The organism is Arsenophonus symbiont of Ornithomya chloropus (genome assembly GCF_964026495.1).
Classification (GTDB): Bacteria; Pseudomonadota; Gammaproteobacteria; order Enterobacterales; family Enterobacteriaceae; genus Arsenophonus.
Window position 1 is genome coordinate 884,561 of the sequence record NZ_OZ032148.1, and the last position, 19,889, is coordinate 904,449.

The following is a 19,889-nucleotide window of genomic DNA, read 5'->3' on the forward strand; positions in this document are numbered from 1 at the left end:
CAAAATTAAATAATTTTAAATAAAAATATTTCATGTAAATAGATATACCAATACTAAAAAATATTTTAAATATATTCAATACAATGTATATAACATATATACATTTTTATATATCAAAAAATAATTGATATATAAAAAAATCATTTTATTTATGATATTTATATGATCAATAAAGAAATTATTATCATTAATAAAAAAATATTTATAATTTAAAATTTACGAATTCATAAGTACTTAATAATATCAATTACTTCTAATATTTATTTAAATTTGTAATATGTTTACTTAAGTTTTAAAAAAAATAAACTTTTATTTATTTTAAAATTTATGTTTACTGATTATATTTTATCTTTTATCAGAAATTTCAAAAAAAATTATCTATACTTTAATTAATGTAATTATATGATACATAAAAAAACCCTGAGGGTTTTATTATACCCTCGGGTTTTTTATAATAAAGTTATTTGAAAAATTATACTATCTAATAGTACAATAATCTCAAAAAAAACTATAAACTTCTTATATTTACATCATTCCGCCCATGCCGCCCATATTACTGGAAGCACTAATATCGGATTTTTCTTCTTTCGGCAAATCAGTTATCATAGCTTCAGTTGTAATCATCAAACCTGCAATTGAAGCTGCGAATTGCAAAGCAGAACGTGTAACTTTTGTTGGATCCAAAATACCCATTTTGATCATATCTCCATACTTTTCAGTAGAAGCATTATAACCATAATTATCTTTTCCTTGTTTAACATTGTTGACAACTACTGCTGCTTCTTCACCAGAATTTTCAACAATTTGACGCATAGGAGCTTCCATTGAACGTAATGCAATACGAATACCAACTGTTTGATCTTCATTATCACCAGTTAAATTTGTTAATGCAGTTGCAACACGTACCAAAGCAATTCCACCACCTGCAACAACACCTTCTTCTACAGCAGCACGAGTTGCATGTAATGCATCATCAACACGCGCACGTTTTTCTTTCATTGCAACTTCAGTAGCAGCACCAACTTTAATAACAGCTACACCATCAGATAATTTAGCAATACGTTCTTGTAATTTCTCACGATCATAATCTGATGTTGCTTCATCACGTTGTTGCATTATCTGTTTAATTCTATCTTTAATCGTGTTTTTTTCACCCATACCATCAATAATAGTAGTGGTATCTTTATTAATAACAATACGCTTAGCTTGTCCTAAATGTTCTATAGTAGCTTTTTCTAATTCCATTCCTATTTCTTCAGAAATAACAGTTCCATTAGTTAAAATTGCAATATCTTGTATCATCGCTTTACGACGATCACCAAAGCCTGGGGCTTTTACCGCAGCAACTTTTACGATGCCTCGTAAATTATTTACAACCAATGTAGCTAATGCTTCACCTTCAACATCTTCAGCAATAATCAAAAGTGGTTTCCCTGCTTTGGCCACACTTTCTAATACAGGTAACAGTTCACGAATATTAGAAACTTTTTTATCTATAAGTAAAACGTATGGATTTTCTAATTCAGCAACTCCACTGTCTGGTTTATTGATAAAGTAAGGCGATAAATAACCACGATCGAATTGCATTCCTTCAACAACATCAAGTTCATCTTCTAATCCTGAACCTTCTTCAACCGTAATTACTCCTTCTTTACCAACTTTTTCCATTGCTTCTGCAATTAATTTACCAACTGTTTCATCAGAATTAGCAGAAATCGTACCTACTTGTTCAATTGCTTTATTATCAGCACAAGGTGTAGATAATTTTTTTAATTCCTCAACTCCAGCAGCAACTGCTTTATCAATACCACGCTTTAAATCCATTGGATTCATACCAGCCGCTACTGCCTTTAAACCTTCGCTAACAATAGATTGCGCTAATACTGTTGCAGTGGTTGTTCCATCACCTGCTGCATCATTTGCTTTGGAAGCAACTTCTTTTACCATCTGGGCGCCCATATTTTCAAATTTATCTTCTAATTCAATTTCACGGGCAACAGACACACCATCTTTAGTAATTGAAGGTGCTCCAAAAGCTTTATCTAAAATTACATTTCTTCCTTTCGGACCTAAAGTAACTTTTACTGCATCTGCAAGAATATTTACTCCACGGAGCATTTTTATACGTGCATCAGTACCAAATTTTACGTCTTTAGCTGCCATTGTTTCTTTCCTTTAAATTCTTTCATTCAGAAGATCTAAACTAGAAATTATTTTTCGATAATTGCCAAAATATCGCTTTCTGACATAATCAACACTTCTTCCTCATCAATCTTCTCTGTTTTCACACCATAACCGTCGTTAAAAATAACTATATCATCGACTTTCACATCTAATGGTTTAGTCTGACCATTTTCTAAGATGCGACCTTTACCAATAGCCAGCACTTTACCTCGAGTTGATTTACTTGCTGCAGTACCAGTTAAAACAATACCTCCTGCAGATTTAGATTCAACTTCTTCGCGCTTGATGATAACTCGATCATGCAATGGACGAATCTTCATGAATAGATCTCCTATAAATACAATCCACGTAAAGTAAATGAAGGATAACGCTAGTATACTTTAATATTACTAGTACCCTATTGAATATATGGGGTCAATAAAAACCACTTCAAGGGGTACTATAAAAATTTTTTATATTTTTTATTATCAATAATAATTATAGGATATATCCAAAAAAAATATTTTTCAAAATTATATTATACAAAAAACAATCATAACATAAAATTAATATACTTTTTAAAATATCATAATATAAGTATCATTAAAAATTAAAAATAATGATTAAAAATCAATACAATTTAAAGCTCGATATGCCTTTTCTAAACGCTCTATCATAGCAATCTGCCCAGCTCGCATCCAAATACGCGGATCATAATATTTTTTGTTTGGTTTATCCTTACCTTCTGGATTACCTAATTGAGTTTGTAAATAACTCTTATTTTTTTTATAATAATTTAATATACCTTTCCAGGTTGCCCATTGTGTATCCGTATCAATATTCATTTTTACAACACCATAATTGATAGCTTCTTTAATATCTTCCAGAGAAGAACCAGATCCACCATGAAATACGAAATTCAAATTATTTTTTTTCGGTAAATGAAACTTTTTAGCAACATATTCTTGTGAATTTTTAAGAATCTTAGGCGTTAATTGAACATTACCTGGTTTATAAACACCGTGAACATTGCCAAAAGATGCTGCAATCATAAATCGATCACTAATTTTACTTAATTTTTCATAAGCATAAGCAACATCTTCAGGTTGTGTATAAAGCAATGCACTATCTATTCCAGAATGATCAATTCCATCTTCTTCACCTCCAGTACAACCTAACTCAATTTCTAATGTCATCTCTATTTTACTCATTCTTTTTAAATATTGAGCACAAATCTTAACATTATCTACTAAAGATTCTTCTGATAAATCAATCATATGTGATGAAAATAATGGTTTTCCTGTCATTTGATAAAATTGTTCACCTTCATCTAGTAAACCATCAATCCAAGGAAGCAAGTTACGTCTACAATGATCAGTATGTAAAATAACAGGTACTCTATAATATTTAGACATTTTATGTAAATAATGAGCACCAGAAATGGCACCTAAAATTGCTGCTTCTTGAGCTTGTACCTGTAAACCCTTACCTGCAATAAATGCAGCTCCACTATTAGAAAATTGCACAATAACTGGAAATCGAATTTTAGCAGCAGTTTCTAAAACAGCATTAATAGAATCTAAACCGAAACAATTAACTGCTGGTAATGCAAATTTATATTTTTTTTCAATAGAAAAAATTTTTTGCACATCATCCCCAGTAATAACGCCGGGATTAATAAAGTTAAAAATATTTAACATAAGATAAATTCCTATTTTACATAAGTCATTAATCTTACCTATTATCTCAAAAATGATTACTGTTTTGCCATTCTTCTAACGCAACAATTGCAGGTAATTTCTTATTTTGAATAAATTCTAAAAAAGCTCCACCACCAGTAGAAATATAAGATATTTTATCTATAATACCAAGCATATCAATAGCTGCTATTGTATCACCACCACCTACAATAGAAAAAGCTTTGCTTTTTGCAATAGTTTTTGCTATCACTTCAGTAGAATAACGAAAATTAGCAAATTCAAAAACTCCAAGAGTACCATTCCATAAAATTGTTTTTGCTTTTTTTAAAACATCCACTAAAGAATTAACGGTTTTATTACCTAAGTCTAAAATTTGTTCATTATCTTTAATATCATTAATAGACTTTATAATTCCTATAGCAGTCTCTGATTTTTTTGTTGTAACACATACATCAATTGGTAGAATAATATTAAACTTTGATAATATTTTTTTTGCTTTTGAAACAAAAGATTGTTCATATAAAGAACATCCGATTTTATAATTAGCAGCAGCAATAAAAGTATTAGCAATCCCACCTCCTACAATAATCTGATCAGCAATCTCTACTAACGAATTTAATATATTTAATTTACTTGAAACTTTTGAACCACCAATAATAATCACCATTGGACGTGCAGGATTGTTTAAAACTTTGCTTAATGACTCTAATTCAAAAGAGAATAATAATCCTGCACATGCTAAAGAAGCAAATTTCACTACACCATAGGTTGATGCATGAGTACGATGAGCTGTTCCAAATGCATCCATTACATAAATATCACAAAGTGCAGCATATTGCCTAGATAAAGTTTCATCATTTTTTATTTCACCTCTATTAAAACGTACATTTTCAAAAACTATTAATTCATTAGTTTTTACTTTGACTCCATTTAAGTAATTTTTCACTAAACGAACAGGATAATTAAGTTTATTTGCTAAATATTTTACAATAGGTATTAATGAAAATTTATGATCATATTCACCTTCAATCGGACGACCTAGATGAGACATAACCATTACTTTAGCACCTTTATCTAATGCAAATTTAATTGTAGGTAAAGAAGCACGAATGCGTGCATCAGAGATAATTTTTCCATCTATAATGGGGGCATTTAAATCAGCTCTAATCAATACTTTCTTATCATTTAAGTCTAAATCAATTATCTTAATCATAGACATACATAATAAATCCTCTTAATGATTTTTTTGTAATATATACAAAATATAATTTTTCTCCTAACGATATATAAAAAATAAACAACAATATTTTATTCTAAAATCCAGTAGCAGCCATTGCCAATGTAGTATCAAGCATACGATTAGCAAATCCCCATTCATTATCACACCATACTAAAATTTTGATTAAATGCTTTCCACTTACGCGTGTTTGAGTACCATCTACAATAGCACTATGTGGATCATGATTAAAATCTGTTGAAACTAATGGTAATTCAGTATAATCAACAATCCCACAAAATAATTCTTTTGCTGATTTTTCTAAAATTCGATTAACTTTATTAACTGTAACTGTAGATTGTACTGTTACACTTAAATCAATTGCTGTTACATTAATAGTAGGCACACGAACTGATATTGCTTCAAAATGATCTTTAAATTTAGGAAAAATTCGTGTAATACCAGAAACTAATTTCGTATCTACAGGAATTATAGATTGACTAGCAGCTCTTGTTCGACGTAAATCTTCATGATAAGCATCAATGACTGGTTGATCATTCATGGCAGCATGAATAACTGTTACTGTACCAGATTCAATCTTTAAAAAAGTATCTAATATTTTTATTACAGGAATAATGCAATTAGTCGTACAAGATGCATTTGAAACAATTTGATCAGTATTTTTTAAACTACTTTCATTAACACCATAGACAATAGTTGCATCAAGATCAGCACTACCTAAATGAGAAAACAAAACTTTTTTTGCACCACTAGATAAATGAGTATAACCATCTATATTTGAGCCATAAACACCAGTGCAATCTAATACAATATCAACATCTAATGCACCCCATGGTAATTTTTCTATCTTATATTCATGAAATAGATAAATGATATCATTACCAACTAATAATAAATCCTTATCAATACTGACATCCCAAGCAAACTTACCATGACTAGAATCATATTTTAATAAATGTGCCATACCTTCTGCAACAGCAATTTCATTAATTGCAATAACCACAATTTTAGTACGATGACCTGATTCATAAAGCGCTCTTAATACGCTACGTCCTATTCTTCCAAAACCGTTAATGGCTACCTTAATTATCATATTAATCCTTCAATTCAACAAAAAATATTAACGGTGAAAAATACTGATAATTATAGTTTTTATACTAAATATTTTTTATTACTCTACACAAAACTTATAAAACATCTTACTTACAAAACATCTTTATGTGTAGTATAGTAACTACATTTTATAAAAAATATATTTTTCTATGAAAATAGAATCAAACTTCTTTAAAAATAAAACTATAAAAAAAATCTTACTTTTACTTAATTTTATATTTTTTTAAAAAAAATATAAAATAATAAACCCTTTATGTTTATATATTTCTTAATAAATTAATTCAATAAAGATTTAGCTTGACTAAGTACATTTTTAATATTAAAACCAAATTTATCAAATAATATATCTGCTGGTGCTGATTCACCAAAAGTATTGATACCAATAATTTTACCATTTTTACCAATATATTTATACCAATAATCAGGAATACCAGCTTCAATTACAAGACGAGCAGTGACTGAAGATGGTAATACGGATTCAATATAATCTATATGCTGCTTTTCAAAAGTATCTGTTGATGGTATGGATACTACCCGTACTTTATATCCTTCATCGCTCAAATGTTGATATACTGTGACAGCTAATGCAACTTCAGAACCTGTTGCAATTAAAATAATTTCAGGAATACCTATTTCAGTATCTTTTAGAACATATCCGCCCTTAATAATATTACACAATTGTTTTTCATTGCGTACTTGTTGTTGTAGATTTTGACGAGAAAAAATCAAAGCACTTGGACCTTCAACACGCTCGATTGCATACTGCCAAGCAACCACTGCTTCAACTTGATCACAAGGACGCCAAGTGCTCATATTTGGTATCATACGTAAACCAGCTAATTGTTCAATTGGTTGATGAGTAGGACCATCTTCACCAATACCGATAGAATCATGAGTATAAACAAAAATAACGCGAATTTTCATTAATGCCGCCATACGTAATGTCTTCCTTGCATACTCAACAAACATTAAAAATGTACCACCATAAGGTATAAAACCACCATGTAATGCAATTCCATTCATAATAGCTGACATTCCAAATTCACGTACACCATAATGAATATAATTACCACCTAAATGGTGATGTATTGCTTGCGAACCAGACCACATAGTTAAATTACTTGGTGACAAATCAGCAGAACCACCTAACATTTCAGGCAGTTGTCTGCCAAATACTTCTAATATATTTTGTGAAGCTTGCCGACCAGATATATTACGTGGATTAGATTGTAATTGAATTATCAAATTATTAACAGTAGATGTCCATGTGTCAGGAAAATATCCTTTTATACGACGCAAAAAATCTTTGGCAAGTTCAGGAAATTCTTTTTCGTACTCTACAAACTTTTTATTCCAAATATCTTCTTTTTTTTGACCTATTTTTATAGCATTCCATTTTTTATAAATCTCTGATGGTATTACAAAAGGTGGATGTGGCCAATTTAATGCTTTTCTGGTTGCAAGAACTTCACTTTCACCTAACGGAGCACCATGAACTTCTTTTGAACCCGATTTATTTGGAGATCCATAACCAATAATTGTTTTACAAATTAATAAAGATGGCTTATCAGTAATATTACGTGCTTCCTCTATTGCTACTTTAATTTGTTTAGAGTCGTGTCCATCAATATTTTGAATAACATGCCAATTATAAGCAGAAAAACGTAAAGATGTGTTATCAGTAAACCAACCTTTTACTTGACCATCAATTGAAATATTATTATCATCATAAAAAACAATAAGTTTTCCTAATTTCAATGTTCCAGCTAATGAACAAACTTCATGTGAAATCCCTTCCATCATACAACCATCACCGACAAAAACATAAGTATAATGATTAATGATCATATGGCCAGGTCGATTAAACTGTGCAGCTAAAGTTCTTTCTGCAATTGCAAATCCTACAGCATTTGCAATTCCTTGTCCTAAAGGACCAGTGGTTGTTTCAACTCCCGGTGTATAGCCATATTCTGGATGTCCTGGAGTACTAGAATGCCATTGACGAAATTTCTTTAATTCTTCGATAGATAAATCATAACCAGTAAGATGTATCAAACTATACAATAACATCGACCCATGCCCATTAGATAATATAAACCGATCACGATCTATCCAGTTTGGATTAGATGGATTATGATTCATATAATCACGCCATAATACTTCAGCAATATCAGCCATTCCCATTGGAGTACCTGGATGTCCTGATTGTGCATTCTGTACCGCATCTATACTTAAAAAACGAATGGCATTAGCAAGGATTTTACGATTTATCATTTGTTTTCTCCACATGAAATCAATAATGCAATCAATAATATGATACTTTTTATAAAAAAAATTTTATTTTAAAAATACTTTTAAAAGCATATATTCATCAAATATAGAAAATATAGAAAAGTAAAAATAAATAATCTTAATTTTTTTTAAAAAAAATTAATTTATTGTTTATCTAAAAATAAAAACCTTTTACAAAACAACAATCAATTTGTTAAAACTTTGATAAGGTTTTGATAATATTGGCGGTGCGGACGGGACTTGAACCCGCGACCTCCGGCGTGACAGGCCGATATTCTAACCGACTGAACTACCGCACCAATCCTATTAATTGAATTAAAACGAGTAATGATATTACGAATCTAGTATCTATACGTCAATCTTTTTTAAAAAATATTTTCAAAAATTATTATCTTTTATGTTTTAGTTGAATAATCTTTTTGAAAATTTAAACGCCAAAGAGACTTTCTCTTAATTTTATTTTCAATAAAATTTAACTTTTCTTCATGAGCAATCCTTTCCGAATGATTCGCATAAATTACAGTTAATTTATTTTTTAAGGTTTTTAATCGTTGAATTTCATTTACAGAAATTTGCCTATTTACCTCTGAATTAATCGCAAAAGATAATGACATTTGACCTCCAGTCATTGCTATATAAACTTCTGCTAAAATAGAAGCATCAAGTAGTGCTCCATGTAATATACGTTTTGAATTATCAATATGATAACGATTACACAAAGCATCAAGATTATTTCTTTTACCAGGAAAAAGTTTTTTTGCCAAAAGTAAACTATCTGTTATATGACAAATAGTTTCTATTAAAGGAATATTTTTTTTTAATTTAGAAAATTCATAGTTTATGAATCCAACATCAAAAGGTGCGTTATGAATAATTAATTCACTGCCTTGAATGAAATTTAAAAAATCATCGGCAACTTCTGAAAAAGTTGGCTTATCTACTAAAAATTCATTAGTAATTCCATGAATAGCAAAAGCTTCAGGATCAATTAAACGATTGGGTTTTATATAAACATGAAAATAACGGTCTGTTAAATGTCGATCAATAATTTCCCAAGCACCAATCTCAATAATATTATGTCCTTCATAGGGTACTCCAAACTTATTTATTCCAGTTGTTTCTGTATCAATAACGATTTGTCGTCTAATCATTATGCTCATCTTACTTTTTTATGTCACACTAAGAAAAATATTAATTATAAATATATAATGAGTTTCTCAAAAATGAAAAAACAAGTAGAAATTTTTACTGATGGTTCTTGTTTAGGAAATCCAGGTCCAGGTGGTTACGGTATTTTATTAAGATATCATAAATATCAAAAAACTTTAAGTAAAGGATATTTTTATACAACAAACAATCGAATGGAATTAATGGCTGCAATTATTGCATTAGAAACACTTAAAAAACCATGCAAAATTATTTTTAAAACAGACAGTCAATATGTTCGCCATGGTATTACACAATGGATACACAATTGGAAAAATCAAAAATGGAAACGCACTGCTAAATTGCCTGTTTTAAATATAGATTTATGGAAAAGATTAGATGCAATTATTATAAAACATACAATAGAATGGCATTGGATTAAGGGACATTCTCAAAACAAAGAAAATGAGTTATGTGATACATTAGCAAAACATGCAGCTTCTTCACCAACAGAAGAAGACAAAGGTTATTTCAAATAAAAAAAATATTATAAAATTTATAACAATTTTTAACAACACCTAATATATTACTTATTTTTATACGATTTTTTATAAATTTTATTGGTTTTGGTGTTAATGGTAATGTTCTTTTTCGAGCAATAACAAGAGCAATACAACCTGCAAATTTAAATTTTTTATTAATAAAGTGATAAGGACTTCTCCATGGTATGATTTGAAAGGTTTCTTGCAATAATATTTCATAATTCAACAAAGTTAACCAATCAAGCAAAATATACAATGAAAACATAGGACTATCACATCTATATAACTGGGATTTACGAAAAAATGGAATAGTATTTTTAATACCCAACAAACTCATAGGATTCAAATTAGATATAATCAACCAACCATCGTCAACTAAAATTCTATCTGTTTCACGCAATAAAGAATATGGTCTATTACTATACGCAAGTTCTTGTATCAATAAGCAAACATCTATTGATTTATTTTTGAAAGGCATTTCATTAGGATTACCCAATAATTGAAAATTTTTTCCAACCATATTCATGCTAAACTGATGATTAATAAGAGATGATCGAGTATCAATATCTAAACTAAATTGACCAATTTTTAATAAATGAAATCCAAATATTTTTGGCCACCATAATTGAAGTTGTTTATTTAATGCAGTACAATAATGTTCTCCCCATGGTATATTTTTCCATGCATTAAAACTTTGATATGTTTTATTAAAAAGCACTGACTTCATTATTATATCCTGTTAACAAATGAGATACTAAATATCATTATGGAACTTGTAAGAATTCCTTCCTTAATTGATAACTACATATGGTTATTAGTTCATAAAAAAAAATGTATTATTATTGATCCTGGTATTGCTAAACCAGTACAAAAATTTCTAGAACATAATGTTATAACACCAATCGCTATTTTACTGACTCATAATCATAATGACCATGTTGATGGAATTAAAAAATTAAAGAAATTTTATCCAAAATTAAATGTTTATGGGCCAATGGAAACTTATAGAAAGGGGGTAAGATACATCATAAAAAACGGAGATATTTTAAATTTTTTTGGATTTTCATTAAATGTGTTTGCTGTTCCAGGGCACACCCTAGGTCATTTAGCTTATTATCAAAAACCTTATTTATTTTGTGGTGATACTCTATTTTCTGGTGGTTGTGGACGTATCTTTGAGGGGGATAGTCAACAAATGTATCATTCCTTGAATATTTTAAAACAATTACCTGATGAAACTTTTATATGTTGTGGACATGAATATACTGCTAGTAATATGGCATTTGCCAGTTATTTATTACCTAATGACGAAGCAATTAAAAATTATAGCTTAATAGTCAATCAAAAACAAGCAAAAAGAAAACCGACAATTCCATCAACACTGAAACTTGAAAAAAAAATTAATATATTTTTAAGATCTTACGATTACAGTCTAAAAAAAGCATTAGGATTTTCTCCTCATATATACTACTCAAATTATGAAGTATTTAAAAAAATACGTAAACTGAAAGATTCTTTCTAAGATTTTTTTTAATATAATCGTAATCAAAATATGAAAAATTATAAATTTAAATAATTTATTAATTATATAAAAATTATAACATATTATAAATTTAAAATTGACAATTTACTTCTTGTAAACCATTAAAAAAAACTTTTTGACCTAATTCTTCTTCAATACGAATCAATTGATTATATTTAGCTAATCTATCAGATCTACTCATTGAACCTGTTTTTATCTGACCTGCAGCAGTTCCTACTGCTAAATCTGCAATTGTAGTATCTTCAGTTTCACCAGATCTATGTGATATTATTGTAGAATAACTCGCATTTTTTGCCATATTAATCGCTGATAAAGTTTCAGTTATAGTGCCGATCTGATTAAATTTAATTAAAATTGAATTAGCTATACCTTTTTTTATTCCATTTTCTAAAATCTTAGTATTGGTTACAAATAGATCATCACCTACCAATTGAATTTTATTACCTAAAACTTTAGTTTGATAAATAAATCCATCTAAATCTGATTCATGAAGCCCATCTTCAATAGAAACAATCGGATATATTTTAGTTAATTCTTCAAGATAATGAGTAAACTCTTGAGAAGAAAAAGTTGTTCGTTCACTTTTTAAGTTATAAGTTTTCGTTGCACTATCATAAAACTCAGAAGCAGCACAATCTATTGCCAAAGTGATATCTTTACCTAAAACATAACCAGCTACTTCAACAGCTTCCTTAATTAATTCTAAAGCTAAAAAATTCGATTTTAAATTTGGTGCATAACCACCTTCATCCCCTAATGCTACATTGATACCTTTTTTTTTCAAAACTCTTCCTAAATGATGAAAAATTTCAGATCCCATACGAACTGCTTCTTTAAAATTTTTAGCACTAATCGGTTGAATCATAAACTCTTGAATATCGATATTATTATCTGCATGTTTTCCACCATTTATAATATTTATCATAGGCAAAGGCATTGATAATTTACCAGAAATGCCACTTAATTCAGAAATATGTTGATATAAAGAAATACCTTTCGCTGCTGCTGCTGCTTTAGTATTAGCAATAGAAACTGCTAAAATTGCATTTGCACCAAATTTAGATTTATTTTCTGTACCATCTAATTCAATCATAATTTTATCAATATAAGATTGTAATATAGCATCTTTTCCAATTAATGCATTCATGATTGGCCCATTAACTGCAGCAACAGCTTTTAAAACACCTTGACCTAAAAAACGAGTATTATCAAAATCTCGTAATTCCAATGCTTCTCTTGATCCTGTTGATATACCAGATGGTGTGGCTGCTAAACCATAAAAACCACCTTTTAAATGTACTTCTGCTTCAACTGTAGGATTACCACGAGAGTCTATAATTTCTCTTCCAATAACTTTTACTATTTTTGACATTATATTTTCCTTAAAATATTTTTTAATTAACATAATGAATAAATATATTTTTTATATTTTTAATTTTTTTTTCTGATATTCTTTGGCCGCTTTAATAAAAGAAGAAAATAAAGGGTGACCATCTCTTGGAGTAGAAGTGAATTCAGGATGAAATTGACAACCAACAAACCAAGGATGCTTTGGATTTTCAATAATTTCTACTAATTTATTATCTACTGAACGTCCTGTAACACACAAACCTGCTTTTTCAATACGTTCCAAAAACATATTATTTACTTCATAACGATGACGATGTCGTTCTACAATAGTATCCTGATTATATAATTTTTTAACTTTACTACCTGCCATTAAATTACATTTTTGAGCACCTATACGCATAGTAGTAAAATTATTAATATTATCTATTTTAATTTTATTATAATTCTCAAACCGTTCAGTAATTAAAGCAATAACTGGATATTTACAATTAGGTGAAAATTCTGTAGAATTTGCTTCTTTCATGTAAGCAACATGACGTGCATATTCAATAAATGCTACTTGCATACCCAAGCAAATGCCAAAATAAGGAATTTGATTTTCACGAGCATAACGAGCAGTAGCAATTTTTCCTTCAACACCACGCCCACCAAAACCTCCTGGTACTAAAATAGCATCTAAACCTTTTAAAGAATCAGTGCCATATACTTCAATATCTTCAGAATCAATTAATTTAATGTTAACCCTTAAACGATTTTTAAAACCACCATGTTGTAAAGCTTCAATAACAGATTTATAAGCATCAGGTAATTTTATATATTTACCTACCATACCAATATTTACTGTACCTGAAGAATTACGTTGCGCATGAATAACTTGTTGCCATTCAGATAAATCAGCTGATTGAAATCCTAGTTTGAATTTATTACAGATGTAATCATCTAAATGCTGTGATTTTAATAAAATAGGAATTTCATAAATTGAATTAACATCCATTAATGATATGACTGCTTTTTTTGATACATTACAAAAAAGAGCAATCTTTTCTCTTTCATGAATCGAAATCATTTTATTTGAACGACAAATTAATACATCAGGCTGAATACCAATAGAAAGCAATTCTTTAACTGAATGTTGAGTAGGCTTAGTTTTAACTTCAGAAGTTGCAGACAAATACGGGACTAAAGTAAGATGAATAAAAAGAGTATTTTTTCTACCAAAATCAAAAGCCAATTGACGAATGGCTTCCAAAAAAGGTAAAGATTCAATATCACCTACTGTCCCACCTACTTCAACTAATACAATATTATAACCTTCTCCTCCATTAATAATTCGTTTTTTAATTTCATCAGTAATATGGGGTATAACTTGAATAGTTTCACCTAAATAATCACCACGACGTTCTTTACGTAATACTTCAGCATATACACACCCAGTTGTAAAATTATTACGACGAGTCATTTTTGTACGAATAAAACGTTCATAATGTCCTAAATCAAGATCAGTTTCTGCACCATCTTCTGTAACAAAAACTTCTCCATGTTGAATTGGACTCATTGTACCTGGATCAACATTAATATAAGGATCCAATTTAACAATTGTGATATTAAGTCCACGTGCTTCAAGTATAGCTGCTAAAGAAGCTGATGCAATACCTTTTCCCAGCGAGGAAACTACTCCTCCAGTTATAAAAATATAATTTGTTTTCATGTTAAACCTAAAAGGTTAAATATAAAAAATATATACATAAAATAACAAAAAATATATTATGTATAATATCTATTTCTAAAATGTTATCTATCTTTTATTAAAAAAAATTAAAATTAAAAATTAATTTTAATTAATTTATCATATAAACTAAATAACCGATAAATTTTTAAAAATAATTAATAATATTAAAATATGTATTATTTCATATAATAACCTGTTACCAATTAAAGTTTTTATTTATTAATATTTTTTTTAAAAAAATACATATTATTATATAAATGCAGTAATTCATGAATAATTAATTTTTTTTTAAACATAACATCAATAGTTTAATACCTTGCCTTATATAAGAATATATTTTAAAAACTTATCATCATAATATCAAAATTATTTTTTTAAATAAGAAATTATGTTTTATAAAAATAATATTAAAAATATCTATCTAAATTTAAATAAAAATTAGCACTGATTTTTGTTGTATATAAAATTCATTAATAAAAAATAATTACTTTTTTAGTATTAAATTTTAAATATTTTATTTTTTGTATTTTCAATAATATTTTTAAATAAATCATGAAAAATATAAAATATTACAATATTTTTACATAAAATTAATGATTAATTATTAATTACTAAAAATATTATTAAATATAAAAAATACTTAGATTATTAAATAATAATTTTTTACATATTGAAATAATAAAAATCATAAAAAATATAATTTTTAAAAATCTGTCCTTAAAAACCTATAGAAAACATTATATGTTTTTTATATTAAATAAGTAAATAGTGAATATCATGTTTTAAGATTTTATTTTTAACAAATTATTATATAAATATATTAACTGTTAATAATTATGCCAATTATTACATTAATTAAAAATTCATGAATAAACTATTATTTATCAACAATTTTGAAATAACTTTATTAATTAAAGAAAAACTTTATTGATTAAATAAAATTAGATAAATTATTAATAAATCTAACTGAAATGTAAAATATATATAAATTAATAATGTAAAAATATAAAAAATGAAAGTTTGCTTTCCATTAAATATCTTTATTACTTTACTATTTTAATTTTTGTAATTTATTCAAATTATTCATTTTTATTTTTTCATAATTATTTTTTAATTTTCATAAAAATATTCTCTTTATATTTCCAAAATATGAAGATATCTCATTCTACATTTTTATGAACATATTAAATATAAAAATTTGTATTTTAATTTTTTGTTATTGGATATTAAAATAAGAATATCTTGTCGATTAATCAATTTTTAGATAAAAAAAAAGATAAAAAACATAATCATTAAATTGATAAAATAAATAAAAATTAATAACATTAAAACTCTTACAAAAATTTTGTTGAAAAATATAAAAAATATTTTAAAATTCAATATTCTTGTAACACTCTCTTCCAAAGAGTATACATAATTTAATCTGATCATACATTTTAGATATAATATTTTCCTATAAGAAAACATCACGAAACAAAAAAAATCAAATACTATTTTAGTGTTCATTCAATTTAAAATTCATACAGTAATTTCTTTATTGTTTCTATTAAAATAGATAAAATCACAAAAATAAAAAATTTCAAATAAAACCTATTTTAATTGAAAACTTCTAACATGATTTAGTAAAAAATATTAAAAAAGTAGTTAATTACAAATTTTTTTCTAAAATACAATCTATTTTATTAAAGGAAAATAAATAATACATTCTACTATTTTTATTTTTCATAAAAAAATATATTTTTATATCTATCTATATTGTTTGTATTTAGTAAATAGAGTGTTGACTTTATACTAGAAAAGAATAATTAGTTAGTATTTTATAATGCTAAATTTAATATAATAAAAATATCAAAAAACCTATTATTTTTTTAATTATCATTAATAAATTTAATAAAAAATTTTAATTTATTAAATATAATTCTTGTTATAAGAATTTAATAAGTATAAAATTTTATAAAATATTTTTGTATATTTTGCATTAAAACGATTTTTAAAAAATATAAATAATAATATATGATTTAATTTTTTTAAGAATTATTATAAATATTTATTTTAATAAACAATCCCTACTTGACAGAATTCATAAAAAATCAAAAAATGCGCATAAAATTTTAAAATGTTAAATAAAACTGATAATTTAAATAAATAAAACTATTGACAGATTTTTTATAAAAAACATTAAATATCAACTATTTAATTAAAATATCATTTTAATAGATTTTCATCTATATCATTACTTTAACTGTCAATATATATTTAATAATAAAAAATATTTTTACTTATATTAAATTTAATTAATACTAAAATAAATACTATTATATAATATATTTGTAATAGTACATTATTATTTTTTCAATAAGAATTTTATTATATTTTATATAACTATAATTTTTATCAATAGTAATTCTTAATTTATGAATTTCTTAAAATGTTTAATCAACAACATAAAAACTATATAAAAAATGAAAATAGCAATAATCACTGCAATGAATCCAGAAATGGAGTTATTACGTAATATAACTAATGCTTATCTCTCATTATCAATAGCAGGATGTGATATATATCATGGAAAATTTGATCATCTTCATATCGCATTATTAAAAACAGGAATAGGAAAAGTCTCCGCAGCAATTGGAACAACATTACTCATAAAATATTTTTCACCTAAATATATCATTAACACTGGTTCCAGTGGAAGATTATTTCCAACTTTAAAAATTGCTGATATTGTGATTTCAACCCATGTGTGTTATCATGATGTGAATGTTACAGCTTTTGATTACCAATTAGGTCAAATGGCACAGTGTCCTGCTACTTTTATAGCAGAAAAAGAATTGATATTAACAGCAAAAGAATCTATAAAAATCCTTAATTTACATGCTATGTACGGTTTAATCTGCACTGGAGACAGTTTTATAAATAACATAAAAGACGTGAACTACATTAGAAAACATTTTCCTGATGCACTTGCTGTTGATATGGAAGGAGCTGCAATTGCTCATGTATGTTATAAATTTAATATCCCATTTATTGTTGTACGTTCAATTTCTGATATTGCTGATGAAAAATCTAATTTTTACTTTAATAATTTTTTACCTATTGCTGCTCAACAATCAAATCGAATAGTAGAAACTATGTTAATACTTTTATCAAAAAAAACAAAAAATAAAAAATTATATCAAAATCAGTAGGCATAATAAAATTTTAGGAAATTAAATACTAAAAGAAGAACCACATCCACAAGTTGTTTTTGCATTGGGGTTTACTACTACAAATTTTGATCCTTCTAATTCTTCAATATAATCTACGCAACCACCTACTATATATTGAAAGCTCATAGGATCAATAATTAATTCTACTCCTTGATTTTCAATTTTAAAATCTCCTTTTTCTATTTTATCATCAAAAACAAAACCATATTTAAAACCACTACATCCTCCACCAGTAATATAAACACGTAAACGCAAATTTGGATTTTTCTTGCCTTTTATTAATGATTTAATTTTATTTGCTGCAGTATCAGTAAATTTTATAGGCACTTGATTTTTATCAATCATTTTTTTATTCCACTTCAATTTAAAACTCATCAAAAAACAAAAAAATTTGATTATAGAATAATATGTTGTTTTATTAAATTATTTAGTTCAAGATAAAAATTTATTTATTAAAATTAAATATTATACTATTTTTTTAAATTTAACATTTAATTTAGTATGAATATTTCTTAAAAAAAAATCAATAAACATCTATTCATATTATAAAAATTAGGAATTCTTTATGAAAAAATCTGAAATATTTTATAAAAAAGCAAAAAAAATTATTCCTGGTGGGGTTAATTCACCAGTACGTGCATTTAATGCTGTTGGTGGTTATCCATTATTTATCAAACGAGCTAAAGGGGCTTATATTCATGATGTTGATAATTTTTCCTATATTGATTATGTAGGATCTTGGGGAATTATGATTTTAGGTCATAATCATCCTAATATTCAAAAATCAATTATCAAATATTCAAAAAATGGCTTAAGTTTTGGCGCACCAACTTCTATTGAAATAGAAATGGCGGAATGTATTACTCAACTTGTACCATCCATAGAAATGGTACGAATGGTAAATTCAGGAACAGAAGCTACCATGACTGCAATTAGAATTGCTAGAAACTATACTGGGCGTAACAAAATCATTAAATTCGAAGGATGCTATCATGGACATTCAGACTCTCTATTAGTACAAAAAACTTCTTACACTTCAAATAAAGAAAAAATTAATACTAATGGAATTCCAAATGATTTTATTAAACATACTCTTCTTTGTAAATTTAATGATTTAAATTCAGTAAAAAAAACTTTGAATCAATATCCAAAAGAAATAGCTTGCATCATAGTAGAACCTGTAGCAGGAAATATGAATTGTATTTTACCTAAAAGTGATTTTTTACCAGGACTAAGAACATTATGTAATCAATTTGGTGCATTATTAATTCTAGATGAAGTTATTACAGGATTTCGTATTTCATTAGGTGGAGCACAAGAATACTTTCATATTACACCTGATCTAACGTGCTTAGGGAAAATAATTGGTGGTGGAATTCCTATTGGTGCATTAGGTGGTAAACGCACATTTATGGAAACATTAGCACCAATAGGTACAATTTATCAAGGAGGGACATCATCAGGTAACCCATTAGCTATGGCAGCAGGCCTTGCTTGTTTAAAAGAAATAGAAAAAATAAATACTTATATAAAATTAAAAGAATTAACAAAAAAACTTGCTAAAGGTTTACAAAAAAAAGCTAAAGAAGCAAAAATTCCATTTGTTATAAATCATATAAATGGCATGTTTGGTTTATTTTTTACTAATTCAAAAAAAATTAATTGTTATGATGATGTCATAACATGTAACTTAGAAAAGTTTAGGCAATTTTTTCACCTAATGTTAGCTGAAGGAGTTTATTTAGCACCTTCTCCATTTGAAGCTAATTTTATTTCATTATCACATACTGATACTGAAATCAATTTTACAATCCAAGCAGCAGAAAATGCTTTTTATAATATGAAAAAATGAAATTTATATT

Annotated in this window: 15 protein-coding genes and 1 tRNA gene; 4 read left to right on the plus strand and 12 right to left on the minus strand. The window is 26.8% G+C overall.

The window, feature by feature from the left end; genetic code table 11:
- Positions 1 to 525: 525 nt before the first annotated feature.
- From groL to dnaQ, 8 genes are all read right to left on the minus strand, one after another.
- Entirely contained in the window at positions 526 to 2,163 is a 1,638-nt protein-coding gene (gene groL / locus ABNS14_RS03310) for a chaperonin GroEL (protein ID WP_348666312.1), read from the minus strand.
- A 47-nt stretch (positions 2,164 to 2,210) separates the two neighbouring features.
- Positions 2,211 to 2,504, minus strand: coding sequence for a co-chaperone GroES (locus ABNS14_RS03315; protein WP_348666313.1), 294 nt, complete (start codon positions 2,502 to 2,504; stop codon positions 2,211 to 2,213).
- Between the two features lie 282 nt (positions 2,505 to 2,786).
- Positions 2,787 to 3,863, minus strand: a complete 1,077-nt coding sequence (gene fbaA, locus ABNS14_RS03320; protein ID WP_348666314.1) for a class II fructose-bisphosphate aldolase — start codon at positions 3,861 to 3,863, stop codon at positions 2,787 to 2,789.
- Positions 3,864 to 3,909: 46 nt separating this feature from the next.
- Positions 3,910 to 5,082, minus strand: coding sequence for a phosphoglycerate kinase (locus ABNS14_RS03325; protein ID WP_348666315.1), 1,173 nt, complete (start codon positions 5,080 to 5,082; stop codon positions 3,910 to 3,912).
- A gap of 94 nt (positions 5,083 to 5,176) precedes the next feature.
- Positions 5,177 to 6,193, minus strand: a complete 1,017-nt coding sequence (gene epd, locus ABNS14_RS03330) for an erythrose-4-phosphate dehydrogenase (protein ID WP_348666316.1) — start codon at positions 6,191 to 6,193, stop codon at positions 5,177 to 5,179.
- Between the two features lie 296 nt (positions 6,194 to 6,489).
- On the minus strand, positions 6,490 to 8,487 hold the full coding sequence (gene tkt, locus ABNS14_RS03335; protein WP_348666317.1) for a transketolase: 1,998 nt from the start codon (positions 8,485 to 8,487) through the stop codon (positions 6,490 to 6,492).
- A gap of 240 nt (positions 8,488 to 8,727) precedes the next feature.
- Positions 8,728 to 8,804 (minus strand) — tRNA-Asp (locus ABNS14_RS03340).
- A gap of 96 nt (positions 8,805 to 8,900) precedes the next feature.
- Positions 8,901 to 9,665: a DNA polymerase III subunit epsilon gene (gene dnaQ, locus ABNS14_RS03345; RefSeq protein ID WP_348666318.1), complete on the minus strand. Its 765-nt coding sequence runs from the start codon at positions 9,663 to 9,665 to the stop codon at positions 8,901 to 8,903.
- Between the two features lie 63 nt (positions 9,666 to 9,728).
- Between dnaQ and rnhA the strand changes: the two genes are divergently transcribed.
- Positions 9,729 to 10,190: a ribonuclease HI gene (gene rnhA / locus ABNS14_RS03350; protein WP_348666319.1), complete on the plus strand. Its 462-nt coding sequence runs from the start codon at positions 9,729 to 9,731 to the stop codon at positions 10,188 to 10,190.
- On the opposite strand, the gene ABNS14_RS03355 is transcribed toward rnhA, so the two are convergent.
- Complete coding sequence (locus ABNS14_RS03355; protein WP_348666320.1) at positions 10,183 to 10,920, minus strand: methyltransferase domain-containing protein; 738 nt, start codon at positions 10,918 to 10,920, stop codon at positions 10,183 to 10,185. The two genes, rnhA and ABNS14_RS03355, sit on opposite strands and share 8 nt — an antisense overlap.
- 39 nt (positions 10,921 to 10,959) lie before the next feature.
- On the opposite strand from ABNS14_RS03355, the gene gloB reads away from it, so the two are divergent.
- Positions 10,960 to 11,715 carry a hydroxyacylglutathione hydrolase gene (gene gloB / locus ABNS14_RS03360; RefSeq protein ID WP_348666321.1) on the plus strand — a complete coding sequence of 252 codons (756 nt, stop codon included), beginning with the start codon at positions 10,960 to 10,962 and terminating at the stop codon, positions 11,713 to 11,715.
- 91 nt (positions 11,716 to 11,806) lie between these two features.
- Here the strand turns inward: gloB and eno are convergent, their stop codons facing one another.
- Together eno and ABNS14_RS03370 are read right to left on the minus strand one after the other, a co-directional pair.
- Positions 11,807 to 13,108 carry a phosphopyruvate hydratase gene (gene eno / locus ABNS14_RS03365; RefSeq protein ID WP_348666322.1) on the minus strand — a complete coding sequence of 434 codons (1,302 nt, stop codon included), beginning with the start codon at positions 13,106 to 13,108 and terminating at the stop codon, positions 11,807 to 11,809.
- Positions 13,109 to 13,159: 51 nt separating this feature from the next.
- Complete coding sequence (locus ABNS14_RS03370) at positions 13,160 to 14,794, minus strand: CTP synthase (protein WP_348666323.1); 1,635 nt, start codon at positions 14,792 to 14,794, stop codon at positions 13,160 to 13,162.
- Between the two features lie 2,483 nt (positions 14,795 to 17,277).
- On the opposite strand from ABNS14_RS03370, the gene mtnN reads away from it, so the two are divergent.
- Positions 17,278 to 18,006 carry a 5'-methylthioadenosine/S-adenosylhomocysteine nucleosidase gene (gene mtnN, locus ABNS14_RS03375; protein WP_348666324.1) on the plus strand — a complete coding sequence of 243 codons (729 nt, stop codon included), beginning with the start codon at positions 17,278 to 17,280 and terminating at the stop codon, positions 18,004 to 18,006.
- Positions 18,007 to 18,027: 21 nt separating this feature from the next.
- Here the strand turns inward: mtnN and erpA are convergent, their stop codons facing one another.
- Positions 18,028 to 18,372, minus strand: coding sequence for an iron-sulfur cluster insertion protein ErpA (erpA, locus tag ABNS14_RS03380; RefSeq protein WP_348666325.1), 345 nt, complete (start codon positions 18,370 to 18,372; stop codon positions 18,028 to 18,030).
- Positions 18,373 to 18,592: 220 nt separating this feature from the next.
- Between erpA and hemL the strand changes: the two genes are divergently transcribed.
- Entirely contained in the window at positions 18,593 to 19,879 is a 1,287-nt protein-coding gene (hemL, locus tag ABNS14_RS03385) for a glutamate-1-semialdehyde 2,1-aminomutase (protein ID WP_348666326.1), read from the plus strand.
- Positions 19,880 to 19,889: the final 10 nt, after the last annotated feature.

Excerpts from the sequence above, each read along its gene's own strand:
- ABNS14_RS03315 (WP_348666313.1), bottom strand. The coding sequence starts at position 2,504 with ATGAAGATTCGTCCATTGCATGATCGAGTTATCATCAAGCGCGAAGAA.
- ABNS14_RS03325 (WP_348666315.1), bottom strand. The coding sequence starts at position 5,082 with ATGTCTATGATTAAGATAATTGATTTAGACTTAAATGATAAGAAAGTA.
- dnaQ (WP_348666318.1), bottom strand. The coding sequence starts at position 9,665 with ATGAGCATAATGATTAGACGACAAATCGTTATTGATACAGAAACAACT.
- ABNS14_RS03355 (WP_348666320.1), bottom strand. The coding sequence starts at position 10,920 with ATGAAGTCAGTGCTTTTTAATAAAACATATCAAAGTTTTAATGCATGG.
- eno (WP_348666322.1), bottom strand. The coding sequence starts at position 13,108 with ATGTCAAAAATAGTAAAAGTTATTGGAAGAGAAATTATAGACTCTCGT.
- epd (WP_348666316.1), bottom strand. The coding sequence starts at position 6,193 with ATGATAATTAAGGTAGCCATTAACGGTTTTGGAAGAATAGGACGTAGC.
- groL (WP_348666312.1), bottom strand. The coding sequence starts at position 2,163 with ATGGCAGCTAAAGACGTAAAATTTGGTACTGATGCACGTATAAAAATG.
- ABNS14_RS03370 (WP_348666323.1), bottom strand. The coding sequence starts at position 14,794 with ATGAAAACAAATTATATTTTTATAACTGGAGGAGTAGTTTCCTCGCTG.
- hemL (WP_348666326.1), top strand. The coding sequence starts at position 18,593 with ATGAAAAAATCTGAAATATTTTATAAAAAAGCAAAAAAAATTATTCCT.
- mtnN (WP_348666324.1), top strand. The coding sequence starts at position 17,278 with ATGAAAATAGCAATAATCACTGCAATGAATCCAGAAATGGAGTTATTA.
- erpA (WP_348666325.1), bottom strand. The coding sequence starts at position 18,372 with ATGATTGATAAAAATCAAGTGCCTATAAAATTTACTGATACTGCAGCA.
- tkt (WP_348666317.1), bottom strand. The coding sequence starts at position 8,487 with ATGATAAATCGTAAAATCCTTGCTAATGCCATTCGTTTTTTAAGTATA.
- fbaA (WP_348666314.1), bottom strand. The coding sequence starts at position 3,863 with ATGTTAAATATTTTTAACTTTATTAATCCCGGCGTTATTACTGGGGAT.
- rnhA (WP_348666319.1), top strand. The coding sequence starts at position 9,729 with ATGAAAAAACAAGTAGAAATTTTTACTGATGGTTCTTGTTTAGGAAAT.
- gloB (WP_348666321.1), top strand. The coding sequence starts at position 10,960 with ATGGAACTTGTAAGAATTCCTTCCTTAATTGATAACTACATATGGTTA.